At 42.8% G+C, this 20,499-nt stretch carries 24 protein-coding genes; 4 read left to right on the forward strand and 20 right to left on the reverse strand.

Going from position 1 to position 20,499, the window contains the following annotated elements; all coding sequences use genetic code 11:
• Positions 1-3: 3 nt before the first annotated feature.
• The 17 genes from DIU38_RS05990 to DIU38_RS06070 form a co-directional block, all read right to left on the reverse strand.
• Positions 4-1,068 (reverse strand): hypothetical protein, encoded by a 1,065-nt coding sequence (locus DIU38_RS05990; RefSeq protein ID WP_112656770.1) that lies wholly within the window; start codon positions 1,066-1,068, stop codon positions 4-6.
• Between the two features lie 6 nt (positions 1,069-1,074).
• Positions 1,075-2,145 carry a conjugative transposon protein TraM gene (locus tag DIU38_RS05995; RefSeq protein WP_243770803.1) on the reverse strand — a complete coding sequence of 357 codons (1,071 nt, stop codon included), beginning with the start codon at positions 2,143-2,145 and terminating at the stop codon, positions 1,075-1,077.
• A gap of 10 nt (positions 2,146-2,155) precedes the next feature.
• Positions 2,156-2,380, reverse strand: coding sequence for a hypothetical protein (locus DIU38_RS06000; RefSeq protein ID WP_112656772.1), 225 nt, complete (start codon positions 2,378-2,380; stop codon positions 2,156-2,158).
• Positions 2,377-3,000: a conjugative transposon protein TraK gene (gene traK / locus DIU38_RS06005; protein WP_112656774.1), complete on the reverse strand. Its 624-nt coding sequence runs from the start codon at positions 2,998-3,000 to the stop codon at positions 2,377-2,379. The genes DIU38_RS06000 and traK overlap by 4 nt, the downstream gene beginning before the upstream one ends.
• A 45-nt stretch (positions 3,001-3,045) precedes the next feature.
• Positions 3,046-4,242, reverse strand: a complete 1,197-nt coding sequence (traJ, locus tag DIU38_RS06010; protein WP_112656776.1) for a conjugative transposon protein TraJ — start codon at positions 4,240-4,242, stop codon at positions 3,046-3,048.
• Positions 4,239-4,904 (reverse strand): TerB family tellurite resistance protein, encoded by a 666-nt coding sequence (locus tag DIU38_RS06015; RefSeq protein WP_112656778.1) that lies wholly within the window; start codon positions 4,902-4,904, stop codon positions 4,239-4,241. The genes traJ and DIU38_RS06015 overlap by 4 nt, the downstream gene beginning before the upstream one ends.
• Positions 4,905-5,015: 111 nt before the next feature.
• Positions 5,016-5,657 carry a hypothetical protein gene (locus DIU38_RS06020; protein WP_112656780.1) on the reverse strand — a complete coding sequence of 214 codons (642 nt, stop codon included), beginning with the start codon at positions 5,655-5,657 and terminating at the stop codon, positions 5,016-5,018.
• On the reverse strand, positions 5,644-6,324 hold the full coding sequence (locus DIU38_RS06025) for a conjugal transfer protein TraI (RefSeq protein ID WP_112656899.1): 681 nt from the start codon (positions 6,322-6,324) through the stop codon (positions 5,644-5,646). The genes DIU38_RS06020 and DIU38_RS06025 overlap by 14 nt, the downstream gene beginning before the upstream one ends.
• Before the next feature lie 110 nt (positions 6,325-6,434).
• A complete protein-coding gene (locus DIU38_RS06030; RefSeq protein WP_146750410.1) occupies positions 6,435-6,809 on the reverse strand; it encodes a hypothetical protein in 375 nt (124 codons plus the stop codon).
• A gap of 5 nt (positions 6,810-6,814) precedes the next feature.
• Positions 6,815-9,277 (reverse strand): TraG family conjugative transposon ATPase, encoded by a 2,463-nt coding sequence (locus DIU38_RS06035; protein WP_112656784.1) that lies wholly within the window; start codon positions 9,275-9,277, stop codon positions 6,815-6,817.
• A 4-nt stretch (positions 9,278-9,281) separates the two neighbouring features.
• Entirely contained in the window at positions 9,282-9,596 is a 315-nt protein-coding gene (locus DIU38_RS06040) for a DUF4133 domain-containing protein (protein WP_112656787.1), read from the reverse strand.
• A 10-nt stretch (positions 9,597-9,606) separates the two neighbouring features.
• Complete coding sequence (locus tag DIU38_RS06045) at positions 9,607-9,939, reverse strand: DUF4134 domain-containing protein (RefSeq protein WP_112656789.1); 333 nt, start codon at positions 9,937-9,939, stop codon at positions 9,607-9,609.
• A gap of 61 nt (positions 9,940-10,000) precedes the next feature.
• Entirely contained in the window at positions 10,001-10,603 is a 603-nt protein-coding gene (locus DIU38_RS06050; RefSeq protein ID WP_112656791.1) for a hypothetical protein, read from the reverse strand.
• Between the two features lie 169 nt (positions 10,604-10,772).
• Positions 10,773-11,633, reverse strand: a complete 861-nt coding sequence (locus DIU38_RS06055) for an RteC domain-containing protein (protein ID WP_112656793.1) — start codon at positions 11,631-11,633, stop codon at positions 10,773-10,775.
• Between the two features lie 195 nt (positions 11,634-11,828).
• Positions 11,829-12,563, reverse strand: a complete 735-nt coding sequence (locus DIU38_RS06060; RefSeq protein WP_243770802.1) for a helix-turn-helix transcriptional regulator — start codon at positions 12,561-12,563, stop codon at positions 11,829-11,831.
• Between the two features lie 271 nt (positions 12,564-12,834).
• On the reverse strand, positions 12,835-13,401 hold the full coding sequence (locus tag DIU38_RS06065) for a GNAT family N-acetyltransferase (protein ID WP_112656799.1): 567 nt from the start codon (positions 13,399-13,401) through the stop codon (positions 12,835-12,837).
• Positions 13,402-13,639: 238 nt separating this feature from the next.
• Entirely contained in the window at positions 13,640-13,897 is a 258-nt protein-coding gene (locus DIU38_RS06070) for a hypothetical protein (RefSeq protein ID WP_112656801.1), read from the reverse strand.
• A 368-nt stretch (positions 13,898-14,265) separates the two neighbouring features.
• Here DIU38_RS06070 and DIU38_RS06075 point away from each other — a divergent pair, with 368 nt between their 5' ends.
• The 3 genes from DIU38_RS06075 to DIU38_RS33820 are packed head-to-tail and all read left to right on the forward strand — an operon-like array spanning position 14,266 to position 18,420.
• Entirely contained in the window at positions 14,266-15,417 is a 1,152-nt protein-coding gene (locus DIU38_RS06075) for a DNA polymerase Y family protein (RefSeq protein ID WP_112656805.1), read from the forward strand.
• A gap of 7 nt (positions 15,418-15,424) precedes the next feature.
• On the forward strand, positions 15,425-16,753 hold the full coding sequence (locus DIU38_RS33815; RefSeq protein WP_244311263.1) for a PHP domain-containing protein: 1,329 nt from the start codon (positions 15,425-15,427) through the stop codon (positions 16,751-16,753).
• Positions 16,750-18,420 carry a helix-hairpin-helix domain-containing protein gene (locus tag DIU38_RS33820; RefSeq protein WP_244311264.1) on the forward strand — a complete coding sequence of 557 codons (1,671 nt, stop codon included), beginning with the start codon at positions 16,750-16,752 and terminating at the stop codon, positions 18,418-18,420. The genes DIU38_RS33815 and DIU38_RS33820 overlap by 4 nt, the downstream gene beginning before the upstream one ends.
• Here DIU38_RS33820 and DIU38_RS06085 read toward each other — a convergent pair.
• Genes DIU38_RS06085 through DIU38_RS06095 form a run of 3 tightly spaced genes read right to left on the reverse strand, consistent with a single transcriptional unit; the run spans position 18,417 to position 19,904 of the window.
• Positions 18,417-19,190 (reverse strand): SOS response-associated peptidase, encoded by a 774-nt coding sequence (locus tag DIU38_RS06085; protein WP_167516094.1) that lies wholly within the window; start codon positions 19,188-19,190, stop codon positions 18,417-18,419. The two genes, DIU38_RS33820 and DIU38_RS06085, sit on opposite strands and share 4 nt — an antisense overlap.
• 59 nt (positions 19,191-19,249) lie before the next feature.
• On the reverse strand, positions 19,250-19,501 hold the full coding sequence (locus DIU38_RS06090; protein ID WP_146750409.1) for a hypothetical protein: 252 nt from the start codon (positions 19,499-19,501) through the stop codon (positions 19,250-19,252).
• A gap of 22 nt (positions 19,502-19,523) precedes the next feature.
• Positions 19,524-19,904, reverse strand: coding sequence for a hypothetical protein (locus tag DIU38_RS06095; protein WP_112656813.1), 381 nt, complete (start codon positions 19,902-19,904; stop codon positions 19,524-19,526).
• Positions 19,905-19,985: 81 nt separating this feature from the next.
• Between DIU38_RS06095 and DIU38_RS06100 the strand changes: the two genes are divergently transcribed.
• Positions 19,986-20,498 carry a hypothetical protein gene (locus tag DIU38_RS06100; protein WP_112656815.1) on the forward strand — a complete coding sequence of 171 codons (513 nt, stop codon included), beginning with the start codon at positions 19,986-19,988 and terminating at the stop codon, positions 20,496-20,498.
• Position 20,499: the final 1 nt, after the last annotated feature.

The raw sequence follows: 20,499 nt of genomic DNA on the forward strand, positions 1-20,499 counted from the left end.
TAGCTATCCAATGCCGAACGTCTGAGACTGCTCTTTATCAGATTCTTTACTTTTGACAAGCGTTAGGGTATTGTCTACCCGCATTTTTTGTGCATCCTCCTTTCTTGCAACTAATGTTTCCACGCTGACGGGCTGCTTGTTCTGGTCGCGGATCAATACAGATCGGTTGGCGGGATTTGCCTCCAGATAAAGCGTTTCGCTGATCGGCGGGCGTGCCTCGTAAGCGATCTGATTACCCTGTTGGAGTTCATATACCATATCTTTTTTGTTAGCGCCGGTTAACCCGATTTTGGGTAAAACCTCACTCAATGACTTTTCCAAGCTGTATGCGTGGTGAAATTCTCTTGTCTTATATTGATCGGTGCCAGTCTTTACATTAAGATCGAACTGTATCCACTTTTGAGCGACCAGACCGTCCGCCGTCTCGTAAGATTGCAATACCGGCCTGCCGCTCAAAAGATTGACGGCTTCCTGCGCCTTTACGATAGTGTCGGCACCAAAAGCATGTGTACTTTCGATTTGCCCGTCCCGAAGTACCGTCGCCTGATAGCCCCTGAAATGGTATTCGCCCGTTTTGTCCTTTTCCAACTGAACGCTAACGTCCAAAGTGCGCTTATCTGTTAGTTGGGTTGTCATCGGTATCGCGACCAAGTTACTTTCATGATCAAGGTAATTTTCCAATTTGCCGCTGTAAGATGACAGCCCTAATGTTTTAAACCTTTGTCTAAGCAGATCAAGGCTTGCGTCTTTTTGTTGCTGAAACCTGCGCAAGTGCATTGGTTTATCATAAAGGTTTGTTTTGATCTGATGTAAAAGCCTGACAAAACGGTTCGGATATAACTTTTTTTGCAGATTATTGGTAACCAACCTGATCGCATTCAGATAAAACTTCTCTTTTTCATTGGGCTGACCGGACAGTCTGTACAGGCCCATACGCATAAAATCGTATTTTTCCTGCTGTATAACACGGGTACTTTCGGCACTGGTGCCTAATAGCTTTTCTATGCGCTGCTGCCGTTCTTCCCAATTCTGCCAGAGCTGTTCAGCCTTGTTTATATCCTTTTTCATGGCATTTTACTTTTGTTGGTTATTGCGCAAAAGGACGGTCTGATCGCCTTTCAGCTTAACCCTGATCTTTTTAACCTTTTTACTCAACAGCCCTTTCGCGGCGGAAATGCCCGCTGTCGCCGCCTGTGTGGAAAGCGATTGATCCATGGACAAGAACTGCATATTCGTCAATGCACTGCTCGCGCCGTCACCCGCAGCCCCCGCGAGTTCCGCTTTAGGCGCATCGATGCCAACCAGTCCGTCTAATGAAAATACAGTGAGGTTGACCGGGATAATGGTGTTACCTAAGCGGATATTCTTAATGTCCAGCAAGAGGCGTTGATTAGTGATCGCGCATAAGCCGTAAAGGGATTGTCCTTTAGGAAAGGTAATTCCCCCGATGGTGATCGAATCTTTAAGACGAAGCTTCACAATGCCGCCCGGCGGTACTTTTTGATCACCGTCAATGATCGCCGGGATCGCGCTGAAAGCGCTATCTGAATCAACCGCTTCTTTTTGTTTGGGTTCATCTTTAACCAATGACGGGTTCTGAAGTTGCATGATCTTGTCGAGCATGGTACTCAACTGCTGCATTTGCGGGTCAGGCTCACTATTTTGTTGTTTTTGCTTTAGCAGTTTTTCCAGTCTTTCCAGTTCAGCGGACTTGGACGTTGCTCCATAATCATTTGCCGGGTTTTTGCTAATTGATACCGGCTGATTGATTTGCTTATTGATCTGTGCCAGTCGTTCATTGATCTGCACTTCATTAGCTTCCGCCGTTTTAGCAGGGTCTACGTGTTGGCTGAATTTTGAAGTATCCCAACCCAATGCGGCAAATGCGCCTGCGGCTGTTTTAGAACGTGCGGCGGCACTGTCCCTTTTCGCTTTATCCATCAGGCTTAACTTGTCCTCGGAATTGTCGTTCTTTAATTTCGCACCGGGTAACTCCGTATTGATACCTTTATTAGCGCTCGCGGTTTGTTGCCCGTCATTGCTTCTGCCGCCGCCTAACGCATAGAACCCTAACGCTAAAAAAGGCAATAGTAAAAGCGGGAGAAACAACAGGAGTTTCCGTTTTCTTTCTTCTTGTGTTGTCATTATAATTTTTTTAATAGTGAATAATTGCTTTAATGAGCAGCAGCAGGCAGGCGCCGCCAAATAGCAGGCAAAAGATCACCAATGCTATTATCTTGGAATTGCGGTTCCAATACAGCGTTTTCCTGTCCAGATAATCTGCGACCTTCCGTTGTTTTGCTGTCAGCATCAGTCTTACCCTGAGCAATGCCTGGTTATCGGCTGCGCTGCCTGTCTTTCTTTTTTTTAATAATTTCATGGCTGGGTGCTTTTTACCTGTTCATCCCTGTTCTCAACGGTTTCCCAACGCTCGATCAGAAAGCCATGCGGGTTGTTATCACTCCGGTTTACATTGCGTAAAAAACCTTGTGTTATTAAGCTCCGTGTGGTGGTAGATGTGCTTCTGATCAGTTTTTCAGTGGCATAGCAGGTGAATGCATAAGGATATTGATCAATATTAAGCTTTATGCTATCAACCGTGATCTGCTGACTGATACTGCCGGAAATGATGTTATTATAATAACCGGCCTCTTTTAAATTATCGTAGGCGGTTTTAGCGCTGCCATCAGCCAGATATAATGCTTTAGAGATCGTCGCCTGTATCTGCTTATCATCGGGATCAAGGTTAAAAAAGTCCTCATGAAAAGTTTTAATATGATCGCGGCATTCTACCGGGATATTATCCTTTCGACCCGATGCGATGGCTTCTAAGGCTTTACCGTTAGCCAGTACATAAATGTGGTTCTTAAAGTTGTCCGAACTTTGATAACTTTTGTAAACCGCAAAGCAGGTTATCGCAATGCAGGCGAAGATCAGCAGATAGCTAAAGAGCTTGATATGCTTAAAAGCGGTGTCTATATTTTTGAATTGTTGAAACATAATCCTCCTTATCCCCTGAATGGGTGTTAAATGGTAATGAAATAATTAGCTGTCCTTACCGGATAGCCGGTCTTTTTGGTAGTTGTTGCCTGAACCCTTGTAACCCTCCATAAAGTTTTTGGGCGCGTTGATCAGATTGGCCCCGCCTTGCTCCATCCGGTCGCCGATCATATTTCCGGCAGTAGAGGCCGCCCCAACGGTCGTAGTGACCGTGCTGGCTGCCACATTGGTAACTCTTGTCAATAACCCATTACCGCCGTGGGCATGTATCACATAGTTGGCAACACTCGGTACGGAGAAGTAGCCTACAATCCCAATGCAAAGAAATATGAGGTACGCTGTGTCTGTCGATGAAAAAAAGGTGTCCCCGGCACTCTGTATCTGCGATATGTCCAGCTTGATCATTTGTTGCTGCACCTGACCGATGATACTTCCAAAAATGTTGGCGATAGGCAGCCACAAAAAAATGTTGATATAACGGGCTATCCATTGCTGTAGCGAATGTTGTAAGCCATCAAATACAGCAAAGCCGAACACGAGCGGGCCAAGTATGGCCAATACGATCAGGTAAAAGGTGCGGATAGTGTTGATACAGAGAATTGCTGCCGCATACAATACCTGTAAAATTTCTGACATCCATTGTTTAATGCTGTTCTTGAAATTGTACGCCTGCTTATCCATCCAGAATTTTACGTCGTTACCGATAGATTCAAAGGTTCCCTCGTTACCGTCGGGGTCATTGGGATGGGTATATTTATACCATTTTTCCCTGCTGCCGTTCCCGTCATCACCAACATACATCTGGTAACTTTTGGAATTTTTTATAGCGTCCTGCTTTTGTTTAAGCAATAAGGCAATGCTGTTATCCGAATTGGTCACCATAGCGCCCGTGGCCGAAACGATGGGCTGCATTATGCCGTTCAAAAGAGAGATAACCAAGGGGAACATCATAATGGCCATACCCAACGCAAAGGGCCGCAAGAGCGGGTAAAAGTCCAGAGGTTCGGCGTGTGCGATCTGTCGCCAAACCCGTGATGCGATATACCATAACGCTGCAAATCCGGCAATGCCCCTTGCTGCGTCAATCAGGTTACTGCACATGGGTATCATTTGGTCGTACACATTATTTAAAATGGGCTGCATACCTTTGAGACTGCTCGTAATATCCTGCGCATTAACCGTTGAGGCCGCACTACTTAAAAAAAGTATCGCTAAGCCAGTGTATAATATTTTACTTTTCATGGGTACAGAGATTTTAAGTTATTGACCTCGTTCTGTTCCTTTTGGCGCTGCAAGGCCATGATATTTACACGCCGGTTAAAGTCCCTTAGAAATGTAAGCTTATCACTGCTTGAAGCGTAAATACGGTCAATAGCTGAGAGCCTTTCATCATCGCTCATACGCATTTTAGATGCAGTAATAATATTGGCCAGATCGTTCACATCATTAAGTGCCGCACTGGTAAGCTGTGCGTAGACTTTAGCCAGGTAATCCAATTCGTCTGCGTTGAAATGCCCGCCGTTCTGAAATTGCTTGTAGGCTTTTTTGTATTCCGTAAGGATACTGGCCTCATCTGCAATTATATCAGCTACCCGTGCGTATTTCGCTATTTCAGGGTTGACCTGAAGCAGCGCATTCAGGAAAACGGAATGCAGGTTAAAATTTCCTTGCGACAATGATTTTACCTGACCATAGCCTTGCGTTAAGATCGAATAGCCCTGCTGCATATCCGACAGTATCGCCTTAAACTGTGTCAGCTTCTCGATATCGAGCAACAGTTGTTGCATATCCTGCCCTGTAGATATTTGCGCTTCTGCGTTTTCCTTAACCAAGCTGAGCAGCAACAGGATCACAAGGGTGCCGCCCGTCTTAATTTTTTTTAAATATTTTCTAATCCATTTCATAATGACAAATGTTAATTTGATGTTAAACTCACAATCTTGAGCGCGGCAACACCCTGAAATGCTGATCCCTCAACCTTGTTAGCCGATACGAATGTTGCTGCGCTCTGTTATTTAATCGATACCATTCAGTCGCTTTAGCGTGTTAATGTCATTAAGTTCCTGTTGCTTTTGCAATAACAGCGTTCTGACTTCAGTGCAGAATGAGAGCGTGAAGGCATACTTATCTTTCATACACACATATATCTCATCGAGACGTTTAAGGCGCTCATCATCTGTCATTTGAACAGTGCCATCGGTCATGACCAATTGAAGCTTGGAAAGGTCTTTATTGCAATCATCCAATACTTTTTCCCGTACATCAGCCAGGTAGCTGCGGCTATCGTCATCCAATCCCCTTAAATTTTTCAAGCGGGCAAACCGTGTGGGTATCTGTGCGGCGTAAGCCATAATGCTATCCGTTTTGGAATTGCCCTTTATGGCAGGATTTACCGTTTTAAGCGATGTGTAATAATCGTTGTGTAAACCGTATTCACCTTTGATATAGCCGCCTATGCTGCCTAAGTCATTTTGTGAGATCGCGTAACCTTGTTTGATGTAAGCCCCATACTGCTGTAAAGCAGCGATCTGTTGGGTCAGGTACTTGATCTGCGTTTTTTTCTGAGAAAACCATTCGGCGAATGTCTGTGCCTTAACGGAAGCCGCTGCCAAGCAAAACAGACAGAACATGATGACTTTTAACTTAGTCGATTCCATAATAGCGTTTTAATGTGCTTACCTCGTTCTCATCCCTGGCCCGCTGAATACTAAGCAGGTAATTTTGATTATTGAACTGTTTAAGATCGCTGCAATTCGTGTCCACGCGGTCGGCGGCCTTGTCGATCAGTTCAAGGCGCTTCGCATCGCTCATCTGTGTTTTGAATGAGTTGATAACGACCAATATTTCATCGAGATTTTTTACGCTTTCCTGCAAAATGCCCGAATAGACGGATTGCATATAGGTGAGTTCTTCGGCGTTAAAATGCTTGTCCTGCTTCAGTAAATTCCAGGCATTGTTATACTGGCTGACCAATGCGGCCTGCTTCGTAGTAATGTCTTTGATACGCTCGTAATAAGCGATGATCGATTTTACCTGCCAAAGCTCCTTGTAATACCCGTCGTAAAGATCTTTTTGTTTTTGCGACCAATCTGATATTTCGGTAAGCTTTAGTTTGGATAATTGATTTTCAAGTGCCTTTTGCGCGTTTTGAAGCCAGATCGTTTGGTTCTGCATCCGCTGTACCTGTAGATCGATAGCGCGGATGACCCGGCCTACGGTTTCGCCAAGTACCTGACCGATAATAACCTGTGCATCTGCGCCTTTGGGCAGGGATACAAAGACCGTTACAGCCGATAAGGGTAATATGACCATGTACTTTTTCATGATTTTTAGTTTTTTAATGGCATGTAAAATCCCTTTGGGAATATTCATAAGCCTCCCTTACGCCCCAAACGGGGCGTTATTTAATGGTTAATAAATCTTGTTAATTGCCCTTACCTGATCTTATGGTAGGTAAGGTTTTTAATGGTGAGTACCTGTTTTAGAGGATCAGCATGATATACCTTGCCGGTGGTTGTTTCGTCAAGTTCCTGCTTGCTGTCATCCCAAGACGCATTAAGATAATGTACGAGGTGCTTTTTGGGCAGTAACTTACCGTCCCTTATGGCCTGGTAGGTGGTTCGCTGTGTGATCTTGTAGCTTGTTCCGTTCGTATGTTCGATGATAAGGGTATCATCAGCGATACTATATTCACTTTTCGCACTCTTTACGTAAGTTCCGGGAATGAAGTCCTGTTTGTCCTTACCTGGGTTTTGGCAGGCGGCCAGTAATAATAAACAAGCTGCCATGATCTTCAACGTTGCATTCATCATCTTCAGTTTTTGGTTCTCATTTCCATTGCCAGTACAGCAATGCCCTTTTGTATGCTGCCGTATTTCGCGGCGTATTGGTGTACTTTTACCTTTTCGCTTTCCTCCGTCGTATAGGCCAGATATTCTTCCAAACTCACTTCCGTTCGGTAAACTTTTGAGAACTGGCCCAACGAGATAAAGACCTCTTTGTACTTGCGCTTTGGGTCATTGGATTTGTTCATAGACAATATCATTGCCTTTTCCTTATCCGTCAGGCCCAATAATTCCTGTATGGCATCAAACTTATTTTGATATTTGCTTTGATCAAGCAAAATCTTACAATCACTATTATTAATGATCGCTTGTTTAACAACCGGACTGCTGATTATATCCTCAACCTCCTGTGTTACAACGATGGGTTCGCCATAAAACTTACGCATCGTTTTATACAAATAACGGATATATTCTGCCATTCCCTCTTTAGCAATGGCTTTCCAACATTCCTCTATTAACACAACTTTCCTGATGCCCGGTAGTTTTCGCATCTTGGAAATGATCATTTCCATAATGATCAAAGTGACGACCGGAAACAGGATAGGATGATCTTTACAGGCATCTATTTCAAATACGATAAAGCGTTCATGCAGCAGATCAAGGTTTTCAGTAGCGTTCAGCAGGTAGTCAAATTCGCCGCCGCGGTAATACGGGTTAAGCACATACAGGAAGTTTGCCACATCGAAATCTTTCTCTTTAACCTTGCCGTCCTCCAATACCTGTAAATAATGCTCCATCAGATACTCGTAGAAAGTATTGAAGCATGGAAAAATATCAGGATAAGTATCGAGGTGCTTATAATACCCGGTGAGTGCATTTGAGATCGCTACGTATTCAGACCTGCGGTACGGCTCGTCGTCCTTTTTCCAAAGCGCCAGCAACAAAGTTTTGATGCTTTCCTTTTTTTCCGTGTCCAGTGTATCGCCGTCCGCAAGATGGAAAGGATTAAATTTGATCGGGTCAGCTTCAGAATAGGTAAAGTAATAGCCTCCGGCCAATTCACACAAGCCACGATAGCTATGGCCAATGTCCATAACTACAATGTGGGCACCCTGCTCATAATAGGAGCGCAACAAGTGGTTTGTCCAAAAACTTTTACCTGAACCTGATGGGCCTAATGTAAACTTGGAACGATTAGTTGTCCAGCCTAAGCGCATAGGTTCGTCAGATATGTCCACATGAACGGGCTTGCCGGTAAGCCGGTCGCCTAAGCGTATACCGAACGGGCTAATGCTATTACGATAATTGGTTTCGAGATTAAAAAAGCAAGTGGCTTGCTCCACGAACGTATCAAAGGTTTCATTCATGGGAAAATCCGCTTCATTTCCAGGCATACCTGCAAACCATATTTGCGGCGCACCATCAGTTTCCTGCTTGGCTGTGGCATCCATCTGTGCCATAGCAGAGCTAACGAGGTTTTTCAGGTCTTTAACTTTTTCCTTATCTTCTGACCACGCCAGAATATTAAAGTGTGCTTTAACAGGCAGGCGTTGTTGTCCGATAGCTTCGTTAAGGAAATCGTTAACCGCGTCGCGACTAATCGCATTTTCACGGGAGTAACCGGAAAGGGATTGCAGGCGTAATTTTTTTGCTTCCAAACGTTTGATCGTTTTTTGACTATCCTCAATGAATACGTATTGATTGAGAATGTGGTTGCAATTAAGTAACTGGCCTAACGGTGAAGCGAACCCAATACTGAATTTAGTGCGGTCGGTACTGTATTTATCGTAATTGATACGGCTACCGCAAAGGGCGGGAAGATCATCCACATCGGCCAAGGTATAAAGTTCGCAATGATTATTACCGACCTTTAATTCATTTTTGATATGGATGTCCTGTATAACGGGCCTTGTGCCTGGGGTGGAAAGAAAGCAATACCGCTCGATCACTCCGGCCTTTTCCAACGTTCCGGCCAGATCATCATTGTTCATGCGCGAAAGCGTAACAAAGCCGCTATCTTTTAAAATGCGCTCGAACTGGCCGGCACTGTCTAAAAAGTCTTTAAACAATACAGGATTGATGGTTTGTTGAGGTACAATGCTCTTACGTAAAAGATTGCTATAAACCGATGAACCTAATTTCCTGTCTTTAGGCTTTTGGGTCAGGTAAATGTAGCACTGATGCTCCAGGCATTCACGCTCGTTAAAAAAACGCTCGCTCGACCTCGAAAGAAAACTTTTACCTGCCTTTTCAAAGTCGGCCTTAAAGCTGCTTTCCGTAAACCAATCCTGTTTGTGGAATACGCTGCCCTGCGGTAATAAGCGGATCGCCTTAACCCAAGCCTGGTGGTATGCCTCGTAATCGCGGTCGGATAGCGTAAAGATCTCCGGTAATGTGACCTCAAACCCGATAGTGATATCGCCTTGTGCTGAAAGTATCGTGCCGTTCTCGACTTTGGTTAAGGGCAGAATTTTTTCTATTTCAATTCCCATGATTTTATTTTTTAAGATTTATAAATAGCTGCCTTGACCTGAATGTGAGATATTCGGGCAGTTGCTTTTTGGCTAAATGCTTTGACAAACCATGTTCGCCAAATTTATGGCTTAACCGAAAGACGGTAACAAACAGTGCTGTACCCAACCCGACGATCAAAGGCAGAATAACCCAAAGGCTTAACCCGCATATATACAGGATAGCAAAACCGATCAGCAGAACGACTAAACCGATAGCCAGATAAGCAATATATTGCGCTTTCAACCCTTTGAAAACTATTGGTTTTGATACCCCTTTATTGATCTGGTAGAGTGACATAGTTTGAATTTTAAAGGCCAAAAAATGATTTAAGCACGGTAGCGACCACAACTAAGAAAACACATGAACCGAACCAGGCGGCGGCAACCTTGTTGGTATCAGGCTCGCCAGCATTCCATTTATTAAAAACTTTGATCGCCCCGATAATGCCGACTACGGCACCAATAGCATACATGAGGTTACAGCCGCTTTCAAAATAACTTTTTACCTGTGTCGTGGCTGAGTTAATGCCGGAATTGCCATCTTGCCCGAAGCAATAGTTGATGGTGAGCAACGCGGCGGCAAACATTAACGTTTTTAATAAAGCTTGCTGTTTCGGGGTATAAGGGATGTGATTTTTCATGATTAATTTTTTTGATTTCACTGATTAAAAAATGATCTGTCTAATAATGGGTTATGAGGAATTAGGCCCAAAGGCTGTCCAATTCTTCGTCGGTAATACTAAATGGCAGGTACTCGCGGATGTGGTCGTTCAATGCCTGCTGATTGGAAGTACCACGAATGCGCGGGTATTTAGCGCTTACCAGTGCAAAAAGGGATAAGAAGTCTTCCTTTGTGCCTTTTTCTGTTTCCAGAATGTGAAAGATCGTTTTGAGTTCTTCGATCACATCGGGGATTACGCTTTGCTGAAGTTCCCGGCCATCATCGTCACCGGTGTCATTTTTTAATTCGTCCTCCTTATCTCCGAAAGCTGCTGTTTCCTGTTCCTGTGTTTCCTCACTAATACCAGGCGCAAAACCAAACATGCTCATGCTCACTTTTGTCATTCCCTCCGGCATCGCTGTTTTACCGATCAGATCGTCCGGCTCGTCATCAGGCTCATCCTCAAATTCATCATCCCAAGCGTGGCCCAATGGCTCCGGTTGTTCAAAATCCTTTGCCTTGCCTTGCAGGAAGTTCTTGATCCGTTGCCGGTAAAAAACAAGGATAATGACCGTGTACCAGATAGCGGTCAGGATAGTGGCAGCGACTAAAAACTGCTGCCATGTGAAATGTTGTAGTATCATAAAAATTTGCTTTTTCCCGGCACACCATTATGCCGGGATTTTCAAAAGCAAATTTTCGGAGACTGCAAATTTTGGTTTGAGTCATTGAGGGATATCCCTGAAATAAAGGTTAAACGACTGAAAAGTAATAACTTAACAAGGAGCTATTTTCAGCTTGATCTGTGATAGTTTACCTTGTTGCCTCGAACTCGTCATCTTTGTCAAGTTTCAAGACTACGTTTTCCTTCATTTCATCCAAGTACTTAGTCCGGCTTAACCTTTTTCTTCGACGTAATTCGGAAAGTCGTTTGGACGGAATACCAATTTTTACCTGAAGTTTTTCCTCTAACCAACGGAAGATCTCGGATAGGGTTGCCGTGCCGTTGTTTAGTTGTTTGGTATGGTAGATACCTATGCCGATCTCGGCCAGGTTGATCGTGTCACCTGTCCATTTCATTTCATCAGGGTCGTTCGCTAATTGTAAAGGGGAAGCGGGATTTTTCTTCAGGTACAATAGTTTTTCGATCACCCATGCCTTTAACTTTTCAAAGGCTTTGAACTTAGAAAAGAGGTAATCGCAACTTGTTGCAAAACCGGGGTTAACCTCGGGTACTTCAGGCAGGAGAACGCTTTGAATGCTTTCGCCGCTTATAAAGTAAATGTTATCCAGATCATCGGCATCCAGCTTAAAGTATTGATATAAAAATGCGTACTGCTGAAAGAAACGTTCAAAATAATGAAGTTCCTGATTTAAATAATCGATCTGCTTGCCGGTATCATCAAAAGGAAAACCTGTTTCGATAGTATACAATTCAGTGTGGTATATCTGCCACTGATAAAAGGATGGCTTGACATACTTAAAAAATTTGATCTGTTCCTGAGCATCTTTGAACGGATGGTTTCTTATAAACTCTTTCAACTTACTGAGCGCCTGTCTGATCAGTTTTAAAGCACTGGTCAATTTTTCAAGCGGTTCATAATTCTGGAACGATAGATGTTCCAAATCCTGTTCCAACTGGATTAACAGCCGGGAATTTTGTTCCTGTAACATATAGAAATTTATTTAAGTAATTCCTGCTCTGCCTGTTCACTGGCGACAACTTTCACTTGGCAGGAAATGCGTAAATTTTTTCCATAGACTTCCTTTCTGATTTTTTTTACATGAAAACCAGGTCAAAACTATCAGGATAGACACATTCAAAAAATACCAAAAAGGTGTAAATCTGCTACTAAAAAAGTGGTAGATTTATAGAAAAAGGGCCAAAAAGATATTAAAATGCAAGGTTTGCATCTTATACAGCAAGGTCTGACGATTCTTGGAGTTCGTTTTTCGGAACATATTATAGATATGTTTTTTTACCGTTTCTTCGGAGATAAAAAGCAGTTCTCCGATCTGTTTATTGGTCAAACCTTTGACCATGAATTGAGCAACCTCAATTTCAGTTTTTGTGAATTTATACCGTACGAAATTTTCTTGCAGGATCTCCGGCGGTGTTCCCTCAATGTTCAATTTAAGTATGCGCCGATATTCATGCCGCGCTTTTTTTATGGACTTCAGGATAAACAGGGAGCTTATGGCAATGATCCCGGTATTGGTACATAGCACCTCGATCAACTGGCTTTCTTCAACAAACCCGAAAAAGGCAAGCGCCGCCCATGGGCTAACAGCCAGGTACATCGCAAATTCTTCAACATATTTTTTATGGTTGCGGCTTTCCTGCTGTTGTTTTCTGATCGCACGAAACATCACCCAAAGCAAAACGAGTGCGTAAATAAATGGCGTGATCATGCCATATTTTAGATCTGTTTCGAGGTTGCCGTGTATCGCATAGTCAATGACAAAAAAGACTACATAGGGGAGCATCAAAAATAAAGGGACACCATAGTAAGCATGCCAACGTAGCGATCTAAGGTCAAATGCTTTATAAAAATAGAATGGGAAATAAGAAGCCATGACAAATCCGCTGCCGTAAGCGATCATTGTTTGCAACGCAATGGATATGTTTATCTTAGGATCAGGGAATAATCCGCCGGTGATATTGTAGATAAGCATCAATACCAATAAGATCAGATACCATAAGCGGTTTTTATCTTCTGGCCTGAACAGATAATAAAAGAACTGGAAACTGAGCATCATAAATTCCAGTACAATAAAAATAAAAGTGACGATGTGTATCTGTGTACCAAAGACGAGCATATAATAAGGTTATTAGGTTTATTATGGTAATAGTATCAGCTAAAATTATATGCGTCTATCTCTTTAAGAAATATAAGGTATAAGTTAGATCAAGCTGTTCATATATCTTAAAGCCGTGGCGTTCATACCAGGGCAAATTTTTTACGGCTGACGTTTCAAGGTAAACAGGAAGCTGGCGGGTTTCAGCATCCTTAATGACCTCCTGTAATAACTTACTTCCAATGCCCTTTCCCTGCTCCGAAGGCTCAACACCGATAAACCATAGGTAAGTCATGGGTTCTTTAGACTGCTTGGCTTTGATCTTGCTCTCCCGATCAAGGGCCTTTTTGATACCGCCTAACCCAATGGCTTTGATTATCAGTTTAACATCCAGTAAAATAGCGGATAAGGTGGCCTTTTTTGCCTGCGGGTAAAGGACAAGGGCACATGCTTTCCGGTCGTCTGAAAGCCACACTTCACCGAATAAAGAACACATTTCAAATGAGTAGTCCATCAAAGCGGCTATGCGCTCTCTACGTTTGTCGTCGTTGCGAACAATATAATTTACACTTTGATTGTCCTCGAACGCTGCGGTCAGCAGGTCGATTATAGTTTGCTTGTCATTATTATCTGCTTTTTTCATGTGTCAATAAGTAGGTGTAAACGCTGTTTTTGCGCCCGGGGATGACAAAAAAAACAGCAATAATAATTTAGGTAGCGGTTGTAAAACCGCGATTAATATTTAATTCAATAATATCATGTTTTACGATTTCTTATTCCTAAAGGTTGTTACAACACGAAATTTTGACACCTAAATTACTTTATAAGCAAAATTAAAATAGGGAAATTAATCGAATAAGGATTTTCTTAACTAAAAACGATTACAGGGTTGCACCTAATTTAAAACCGCAATTTAGTGAACCGCTTCTAACCTCGATCGAAATATCAGTGCTTCTTTCGGGCAGATGTTCCTTAATGCAAGCGGTAATCTGTTTCTTGACTGTGTTATATGCTGCGCGTTGATCTTCGGCAGTTTTTGGCAGGTTGACAATGACATGGCTATTAAATACACTTAAAGTCCAGTCGGATGAACATTTTTCACGGATGGTATTTACGACGCTTTCCTGAAGTGTTTCCATGTGATTATAATTAGATCATTTAGGGATGGGATTATCCTTATCCTGCCAGTAGATCAGATTGAAATTTAATTTGTGTTCAGTAGCTAATTCAGCTCTCTTATTTTCCAGTTGTTTGGTCAGTTGTTTTTTGTCCGTGTGAGATGGCAAGGACAAGTAAGCTATGATATTGCCCGTTTGAGAATTGATAAATTGATAATGTATTAAATCTTGACCCATTGCCCTAAAGTTACACATAATTGTTGTAAGGAATGGTTTTAGAAGTATCCTCGCTAAAAAGCCAAATCAAACAGTTGTGAGATTTATTTGTCAACACTAAATGAAATGCTAATATTTTTAGCATAATTTCATAGGTTCAAAAATTTGGCTTTATGGACAGGGATTTAAGAATTGTGCATATCAACCTCGATAACCTGCCGCTGGCTGTCGAGGTGCTTAAAAACAGGGAGTTAGCGAATAAACCAGTTGTTATCGCCGGTAACAGTGAGCGGGGCATTGTCACCTCGTGCAGTCCTGAAGCCAGGCGTTTTGGAGTGCGGCCAGGAATGCCGACCAAAGTTGTAAAGCAATTTTGCAGAGATGCCGTGATGATTCGAGGTAATGAAGACGAGTATAGTAAATATTCAGATACGGTTACTGACGTATTACTGGAGCAAGCGCCCTTATTGGAGAAAAGTACGCTTCAGGAGCATTACATTGATATGTCGGGTATGGATCGCTTTCAGGGGTGCCTGCAATGGAACCGGGAACTTCAACAATTCGTTAAGAAGGAAACCGGCTTAGGGGTATCTTTTGGGTTATCGGTCAACAAGACCGTAGCACGTATCGCTACTTTTGAAGCCCAACCGTTGGGTGCTAAGGTCGTTCGTCATCCCGAAATACAGCCTTTTCTTGACCCATTATCAATCTACAAAATTCCGGGCATTGGCGATAAGACCGGTGCCATGCTTGAGCAGATGGGCGCTGAACTGATCGGGACACTTGCGCAAGTCCCTTTGGAAACTTTAGAGGACGTATTTGGCAAGCCGGGGCATGTTTTGTGGCAACGTGCGCATGGGCTGGATGACAGGCCGCTCATTCCCTATAAAAAAACCAAAGAACTTTACCGGGAACAACTCTTTCAACCGGATACCATCGATGTTGATCTGCTGCGGCGCACGGTTACCCGCATGGTTATGGAGATGGCCCATCAGTTGCGGCTGGAAAGCAAAGTTACGTCTTGTATCAAATTGAAGATCACTTATACTGACTTTGAAACGGTGACGAAACAATCCGTGGTCGCTTATACGGCATCTAATGATATACTGATAGGCAAAACCCATCAGGTATTAGATACGCTTTGGCAAAAACGGAAGATGATCAGGCTTGTGGCTGTAAGCTTCACTAAGATTATGCATGGTTACGAACAAACTGACATTTTCGAGCACCCTGATAAAAATAAATCCAAGCAACAGGCGGCTATTGATAAGATATGGCAGCGCTATGGTACGAAATCACTGACACTGGCTTCTGCCTTAAAATGATGGCGTAATGTATCTGAATGTTCATAGCCACTACAGTTTGCGTTACGGGACGCTCTCCGTCGAGCGGATCGTAACGCTGGCGGCGCAATATGGTATCGAGCAATTGGCACTTACGGATATTAATAATACAAGCGCGGCAATGCCTTTTGTAAAAGTCTGTCGTGAAAAAGGTATACAACCCATATTAGGAATTGAGTTCAGAGATATATCGCACCATTTCCTCTATACAGGAATAGCTAAAAATCACGAGGGTTTCCGGGAATTGAATGAGTTTCTCACAAGGCACAACCTGAATAAAACACCTTTGCCTCAACGGGCACCTGAATTACCAAATGCTTATTTTATCTATTCCTGGGATCAAGCGCCTAAGATTTTAAAGGAGAACGAATACATCGGCATACGGCCCGGTCAGGTTAATAAACTTTGGGGACAACCTGTAAATGCTATGCGGGACAAGCTGATCATCTTTGCGCCGGTGACCATCAACAGCCGTATCGAGGAACGTTTACATCACTACTTGCGGGCTGTAGCACGCAATACATTGTTTACCAAAGTCGAAAGCTGCGACCTGTGTCAAAGTAATGAAATCATGCTGCCTTTACAGCAACTGCTTAAAATTTATGAACAGTATCCGTACCTGGCCATAAACACCCAAAAACTCATGGACAGCTGCAACATGCAGGTGGAATTGAGCACACCAAAAAACAAAAAGGTTTTTACGGGCAGCCGTGCTGAAGACAGGGAATTACTACACCGGCTGGCAATGGAAGGCTACCGAAGCCGTTATGGCAATAACGGCATAGCGCTTGATAAAATAAAATCTGAACTGGCCGTTATCGAGCAACTGGATTTTATGGCTAATTACCTGATTGTTCATGACTTCGCATGGGCAGGTAAAAAGATGGGGTTTTACCATATCGGGCGCGGTTCAGCAGGTAATAGCATCGTCGCTTATTGTTTATATATTACGGATGTTGAACCTATCGAACTTGACCTTTACTTCGAGCGGTTCCTAAATAGTCAGCGAACAAGTCCGCCGGATTTTGATATTGATTATTCCTGGGATGACCGTCCTAAGATGCATGAATATGTCTTTAATAAATATGGGGCAGCGCATACCGCTCTATTGGGAACATTCGTAAGTTTTAAGCAGAGGTCTGTCATTCGGGAATTTAGTAAAGTATTAGGTCTTGCGGATGCTGAGATCGTCAGTTTTACTGACCCTTCACGGGAAGCAGAAAATCGTACCAATCCCCATTACAAAAAGATCATACAGCTTATGAACTTCATGGGCGAAATACCCAATCAGCGTAGTATCCACGCGGGGGTGTATTGATCTCGGAAGAACCTATCAGCTATTACACCGCACTTGATCTGCCGCCGGTTGGCCTGCCAACCGTGCAATGGGATATGTATATCGCTGAAGAAATAGGCTATGAAAAGTTTGATATTCTAAGCCAACGTGGTATAGGGCATTTGAAAACTACTGTTCAGATGGTGGAAAAAAACCACGGTGTAAAGCTCGATATACACGCCGTTGAAAAGTTCAAAAAAGATCCGAATATCAATGCAAACTTTAAGATCGGAAATACCATAGGTGGATTTTATACTGAAAGTCCTGGCATGCGCTCATTGTTATTTAAGCTATGTTGCTCTACATATATCGGATTAGTAGCCGCCAGTTCCCTTATACGGCCTGGTACATCCAAGTCCATGCCGGATTATATAGCAAGGTTTCACGATCCATCGAAAACGACTTACCTGCATCCGGTGATGGAAGAATTGTTGGAAGAAACTTATGGGATCATGGTGTATCAGGAAGACGTGCTGAAAGTTTGTATCCATTATGCAGGAATGTCCGGCAGTGATGCCGATGTTCTGCGTAGAGGCATGAGCGGAAAGTGGCGTTCGCCACAAGAAATGGAGCGTGTCAAAGGCAACTTTTTTAATGGTGCAGAGCGGTTGGGCCGCCCTAATGACGTTAATTTGAAGGTGTGGGATTTGGTAGCGGCGTTTGCGGGCTACAGTTTTTCTAAGGCACATTCTGCCGCTTTTGCTGTTGAAAGCTACCAAAGCCTATTTTTGAAAACCTATTATCCCCGTGAATTTATGGTGGGTGTCCTGAATAACTACGGTGGTTTTTATGCTCGCTGGCTTTATGTCTTTGAACTGCAAAAGGCCGGTGCGGATGTTCATCTGCCATGTGTAAACATGAGTGAAGCCGAAGTGAGCATTACGGGCACTGATGCCTGGCTTGGCTTCACTGGAATTTTAGATCTTGAAAAAACTTATATTGAAAACATCCCCTTTGAACGTCACCGAAACGGTACTTTCAGAGATTTAGAAGATTTTGTCAAACGAACCGGCATTACCTTAGAGCAATGCAAAATCCTAATCAGGGCCGGCGCTTTACGCTTTACAGGCAAAAACAAAAAAATATTACTTTGGGAAGTACATAAATATGTCTCAAACAGGCCATCAAGTAACCAGCTTCAGCTATTCGGGGTGCGTAAAAAGAACATAGTCATGCCTGCCGATCTGGTACAAACTGAGGTTGAGGACGCTTACGACGAAATTGAGTTATTAGGGTTTTCGCTCACTTTGAATATGTTTGAATTATTGCGCACCAGTCACCGGGGCGATGTCATGGCTAAAGACCTTAAAAATTATGTAGGCCAAACCGTTCGTATGATCGGCAATTTTGTAACGGATAAGCCGGTTCACACGATAAAGGGGCAAACCATGTTTTTTGCAGCATGGCTGGACAATAACGGGGATTGGTTTGATACGGTGCATTTCCCCCAATCCTTTAAATATACGCCGTTCAAAGGGAGAGGCTGTTATCTGATAATGGGCAAGGTAATTGAAGAGTTTGGCTTTGCAAGCTTAGAGGTAATCCGTTGCGAAATTTTACCAGTAAAAGATCGTAAGGATAAACAAAGTATAACCAAAGCAAAAGCGGCGCTGCTTCATTACCGGGGCGATGAAGCAATGGTCGCCTAAGCTTCAGTTATAGATAAGTTTAATGCCGGTAATTCCGGGTAAGCGAACGGTTCAGTTGGATCAATACGGCCTAAAAAGTCTTTTGTCACCGAACAGGCGGTCATTTTTTGATGTGGATGTTGCGTACCCGCGATTTGCGAAATTTCTTCGTCTGATAAATCTTCCATGATCCAGCGCCATGCTAATTCATCATCAAGGATAGTAGGCATACGCATTCGACTGTTGTGAACCTGCTTCATCAATGGATTAGCCGGGGCGGTCACCAATGCTACCGTATTTGACATTTCGCCGGTTACCCGGTCAGTCCAGGGATTCCAAATGGCTGCTATATAAAAATATTCGTTATCCGGCAGACTGATATAATAGGGATAGGTATCAGGTTTCTTTAATTTTTCACCGTTCTTTTTCGTACGGTAAATATGTTGCCACTCAAAAAAACCTGTCGATAGCACCAAACAGCGGCGATTTCGTGTTGCGTCTGCGAACATAGACCTGCGATTGCTTCGCTCACTAATAAAAAGATTTTCAGACTTGGCATTCAATTGAGGCTGTCCCGGAACCCATTTACCATCCTCGCCTTTATAGCCGGTTCGCATTCGGACTACTGCTTCACGATCTTCAAGATAATTTGGGATAAAACCCCATTCCATTTGAACAATGTCAAAATTTGTCTTGTCCGAAATTGGCACGACTACGGCTACTTCAACGTCTGTAAAACCGCTGATCACACCTCTGTTAAGAAAATCATATCTGCGCGTTTCTTTTTCCAAGCCTTTTAACCTGATAAACTCCGCTCTTGTTACCTTTTGACCATTATAATAACACATCGCTATTTCTTTTTTTCTTTATAATACCATGCAATTAACGGGCCGATTTCTCCGGCTTCTTCCTGTCGCCCCTGGGGTATTGAAGTCCAAAACTTTTGCTTCTGACTGTTTATCCCGACCGCCAGCGTTAACGGCTTGCGTTTATCCTCAAACAATATTCTAAATATGCGTTCCTCTCCGATATAGTGTTCACTTACTGTCAAAGATTGTCCTTTAAATTCGATTGTAAAGGGTTTTATTTCGTCTATAACCATCTTAGTAAAATTAATGATTTTGTTAATCAAAGTATTGATCTTCATCCCATTTAAAAAGCTGCCCTTTCATTACCATCGCCAATTCATTACATGGTCGGTGCAGGTGTTCCCGGCAATAGTAATCTATTGCCGATTTAAAAAGATCATTATCCCAAAATCTTCTTTTTTCGCTATGCGAATTAAGCAATTGAAAGTGAGTTTCCTTTGAAGCATCTTTATTCAGTCCGCCTTTCATTGTCTTTGCGAAGAACTTGGCAATAAAAATAATATGATCTGATGGGTATATTTCTTTTTGCAAATGACCGGGAATTACTTTTAAGTATAATCCCATTTCTTTTAAGCTGATGATCTCCATCGGGTCAGCTCCCGGCTCATTTGTCAACGTGAAATTTAAATTACCCATAATCGTGAAAACAGAATACAAAATTATGCTAAAAAAATTAGTAATTGCAAATGAAATATTAAACTGTTACTTTTAAGACAGATGGAATTTAAGATAGGAAAGCAATATCCCGTTAAATGTGCGGAAATTGAAACTGACGATGAGCGCGTTTATTACATTCCGGTGTTTGAGCATCTTCATGCGGACGCGCAATTCGGGTTTGCACTTAATCACTATCACATTGATGGCCGTTTTTATTTACATCCCCCAATGCAGCATTTGCTCAATGTGGTAGATGGGCATACGGCAGCGGTGATAGTCCCTGAGCTTGCTAAAACATATAGCTTTATCGGCATCGTTGAGAAAATTGTAATGTGTGTGCGCTTAACCACTGGCTTGTTGATACCGGATAATCCAACCGAAAAACAACTTCCCAAGATTGAACTTTATGAGAATTGGTATAAGAGTTTTATTGGCAAAAGCTGTAAAGGAAAAAAATGTCCACACTTAGGAACGGATATGCAGGAAAAAAATGGTTATTTAGTTTGCCCTATGCATGACATTTATGCCGATCCCACATCCTTAAAAGTCATTTATAAACCGAAAACCCTTTAAA

Origin of the sequence: Mucilaginibacter metallidurans (assembly GCF_003286435.2) — a bacterium.
In the GTDB taxonomy this organism is placed as follows: domain Bacteria; phylum Bacteroidota; class Bacteroidia; order Sphingobacteriales; family Sphingobacteriaceae; genus Mucilaginibacter; species Mucilaginibacter gossypii.

Bases quoted from the DNA above. Each gene is read 5' to 3' on its own strand.
- DIU38_RS05990 (WP_112656770.1), bottom strand. From the start codon at position 1,068: ATGAAAAAGGATATAAACAAGGCTGAACAGCTCTGGCAGAATTGGGAA.
- DIU38_RS05995 (WP_243770803.1), bottom strand. From the start codon at position 2,145: ATGACAACACAAGAAGAAAGAAAACGGAAACTCCTGTTGTTTCTCCCG.
- DIU38_RS06000 (WP_112656772.1), bottom strand. From the start codon at position 2,380: ATGAAATTATTAAAAAAAAGAAAGACAGGCAGCGCAGCCGATAACCAG.
- traK (WP_112656774.1), bottom strand. From the start codon at position 3,000: ATGTTTCAACAATTCAAAAATATAGACACCGCTTTTAAGCATATCAAG.
- traJ (WP_112656776.1), bottom strand. From the start codon at position 4,242: ATGAAAAGTAAAATATTATACACTGGCTTAGCGATACTTTTTTTAAGT.
- DIU38_RS06015 (WP_112656778.1), bottom strand. From the start codon at position 4,904: ATGAAATGGATTAGAAAATATTTAAAAAAAATTAAGACGGGCGGCACC.
- DIU38_RS06020 (WP_112656780.1), bottom strand. From the start codon at position 5,657: ATGGAATCGACTAAGTTAAAAGTCATCATGTTCTGTCTGTTTTGCTTG.
- DIU38_RS06025 (WP_112656899.1), bottom strand. From the start codon at position 6,324: ATGAAAAAGTACATGGTCATATTACCCTTATCGGCTGTAACGGTCTTT.
- DIU38_RS06030 (WP_146750410.1), bottom strand. From the start codon at position 6,809: ATGAATGCAACGTTGAAGATCATGGCAGCTTGTTTATTATTACTGGCC.
- DIU38_RS06035 (WP_112656784.1), bottom strand. From the start codon at position 9,277: ATGGGAATTGAAATAGAAAAAATTCTGCCCTTAACCAAAGTCGAGAAC.
- DIU38_RS06040 (WP_112656787.1), bottom strand. From the start codon at position 9,596: ATGTCACTCTACCAGATCAATAAAGGGGTATCAAAACCAATAGTTTTC.
- DIU38_RS06045 (WP_112656789.1), bottom strand. From the start codon at position 9,939: ATGAAAAATCACATCCCTTATACCCCGAAACAGCAAGCTTTATTAAAA.
- DIU38_RS06050 (WP_112656791.1), bottom strand. From the start codon at position 10,603: ATGATACTACAACATTTCACATGGCAGCAGTTTTTAGTCGCTGCCACT.
- DIU38_RS06055 (WP_112656793.1), bottom strand. From the start codon at position 11,633: ATGTTACAGGAACAAAATTCCCGGCTGTTAATCCAGTTGGAACAGGAT.
- DIU38_RS06060 (WP_243770802.1), bottom strand. From the start codon at position 12,563: ATGATCGCTTACGGCAGCGGATTTGTCATGGCTTCTTATTTCCCATTC.
- DIU38_RS06065 (WP_112656799.1), bottom strand. From the start codon at position 13,401: ATGAAAAAAGCAGATAATAATGACAAGCAAACTATAATCGACCTGCTG.
- DIU38_RS06070 (WP_112656801.1), bottom strand. From the start codon at position 13,897: ATGGAAACACTTCAGGAAAGCGTCGTAAATACCATCCGTGAAAAATGT.
- DIU38_RS06075 (WP_112656805.1), top strand. From the start codon at position 14,266: ATGGACAGGGATTTAAGAATTGTGCATATCAACCTCGATAACCTGCCG.
- DIU38_RS33815 (WP_244311263.1), top strand. From the start codon at position 15,425: ATGTATCTGAATGTTCATAGCCACTACAGTTTGCGTTACGGGACGCTC.
- DIU38_RS06090 (WP_146750409.1), bottom strand. From the start codon at position 19,501: ATGGTTATAGACGAAATAAAACCCTTTACAATCGAATTTAAAGGACAA.
- DIU38_RS06095 (WP_112656813.1), bottom strand. From the start codon at position 19,904: ATGGGTAATTTAAATTTCACGTTGACAAATGAGCCGGGAGCTGACCCG.
- DIU38_RS06100 (WP_112656815.1), top strand. From the start codon at position 19,986: ATGGAATTTAAGATAGGAAAGCAATATCCCGTTAAATGTGCGGAAATT.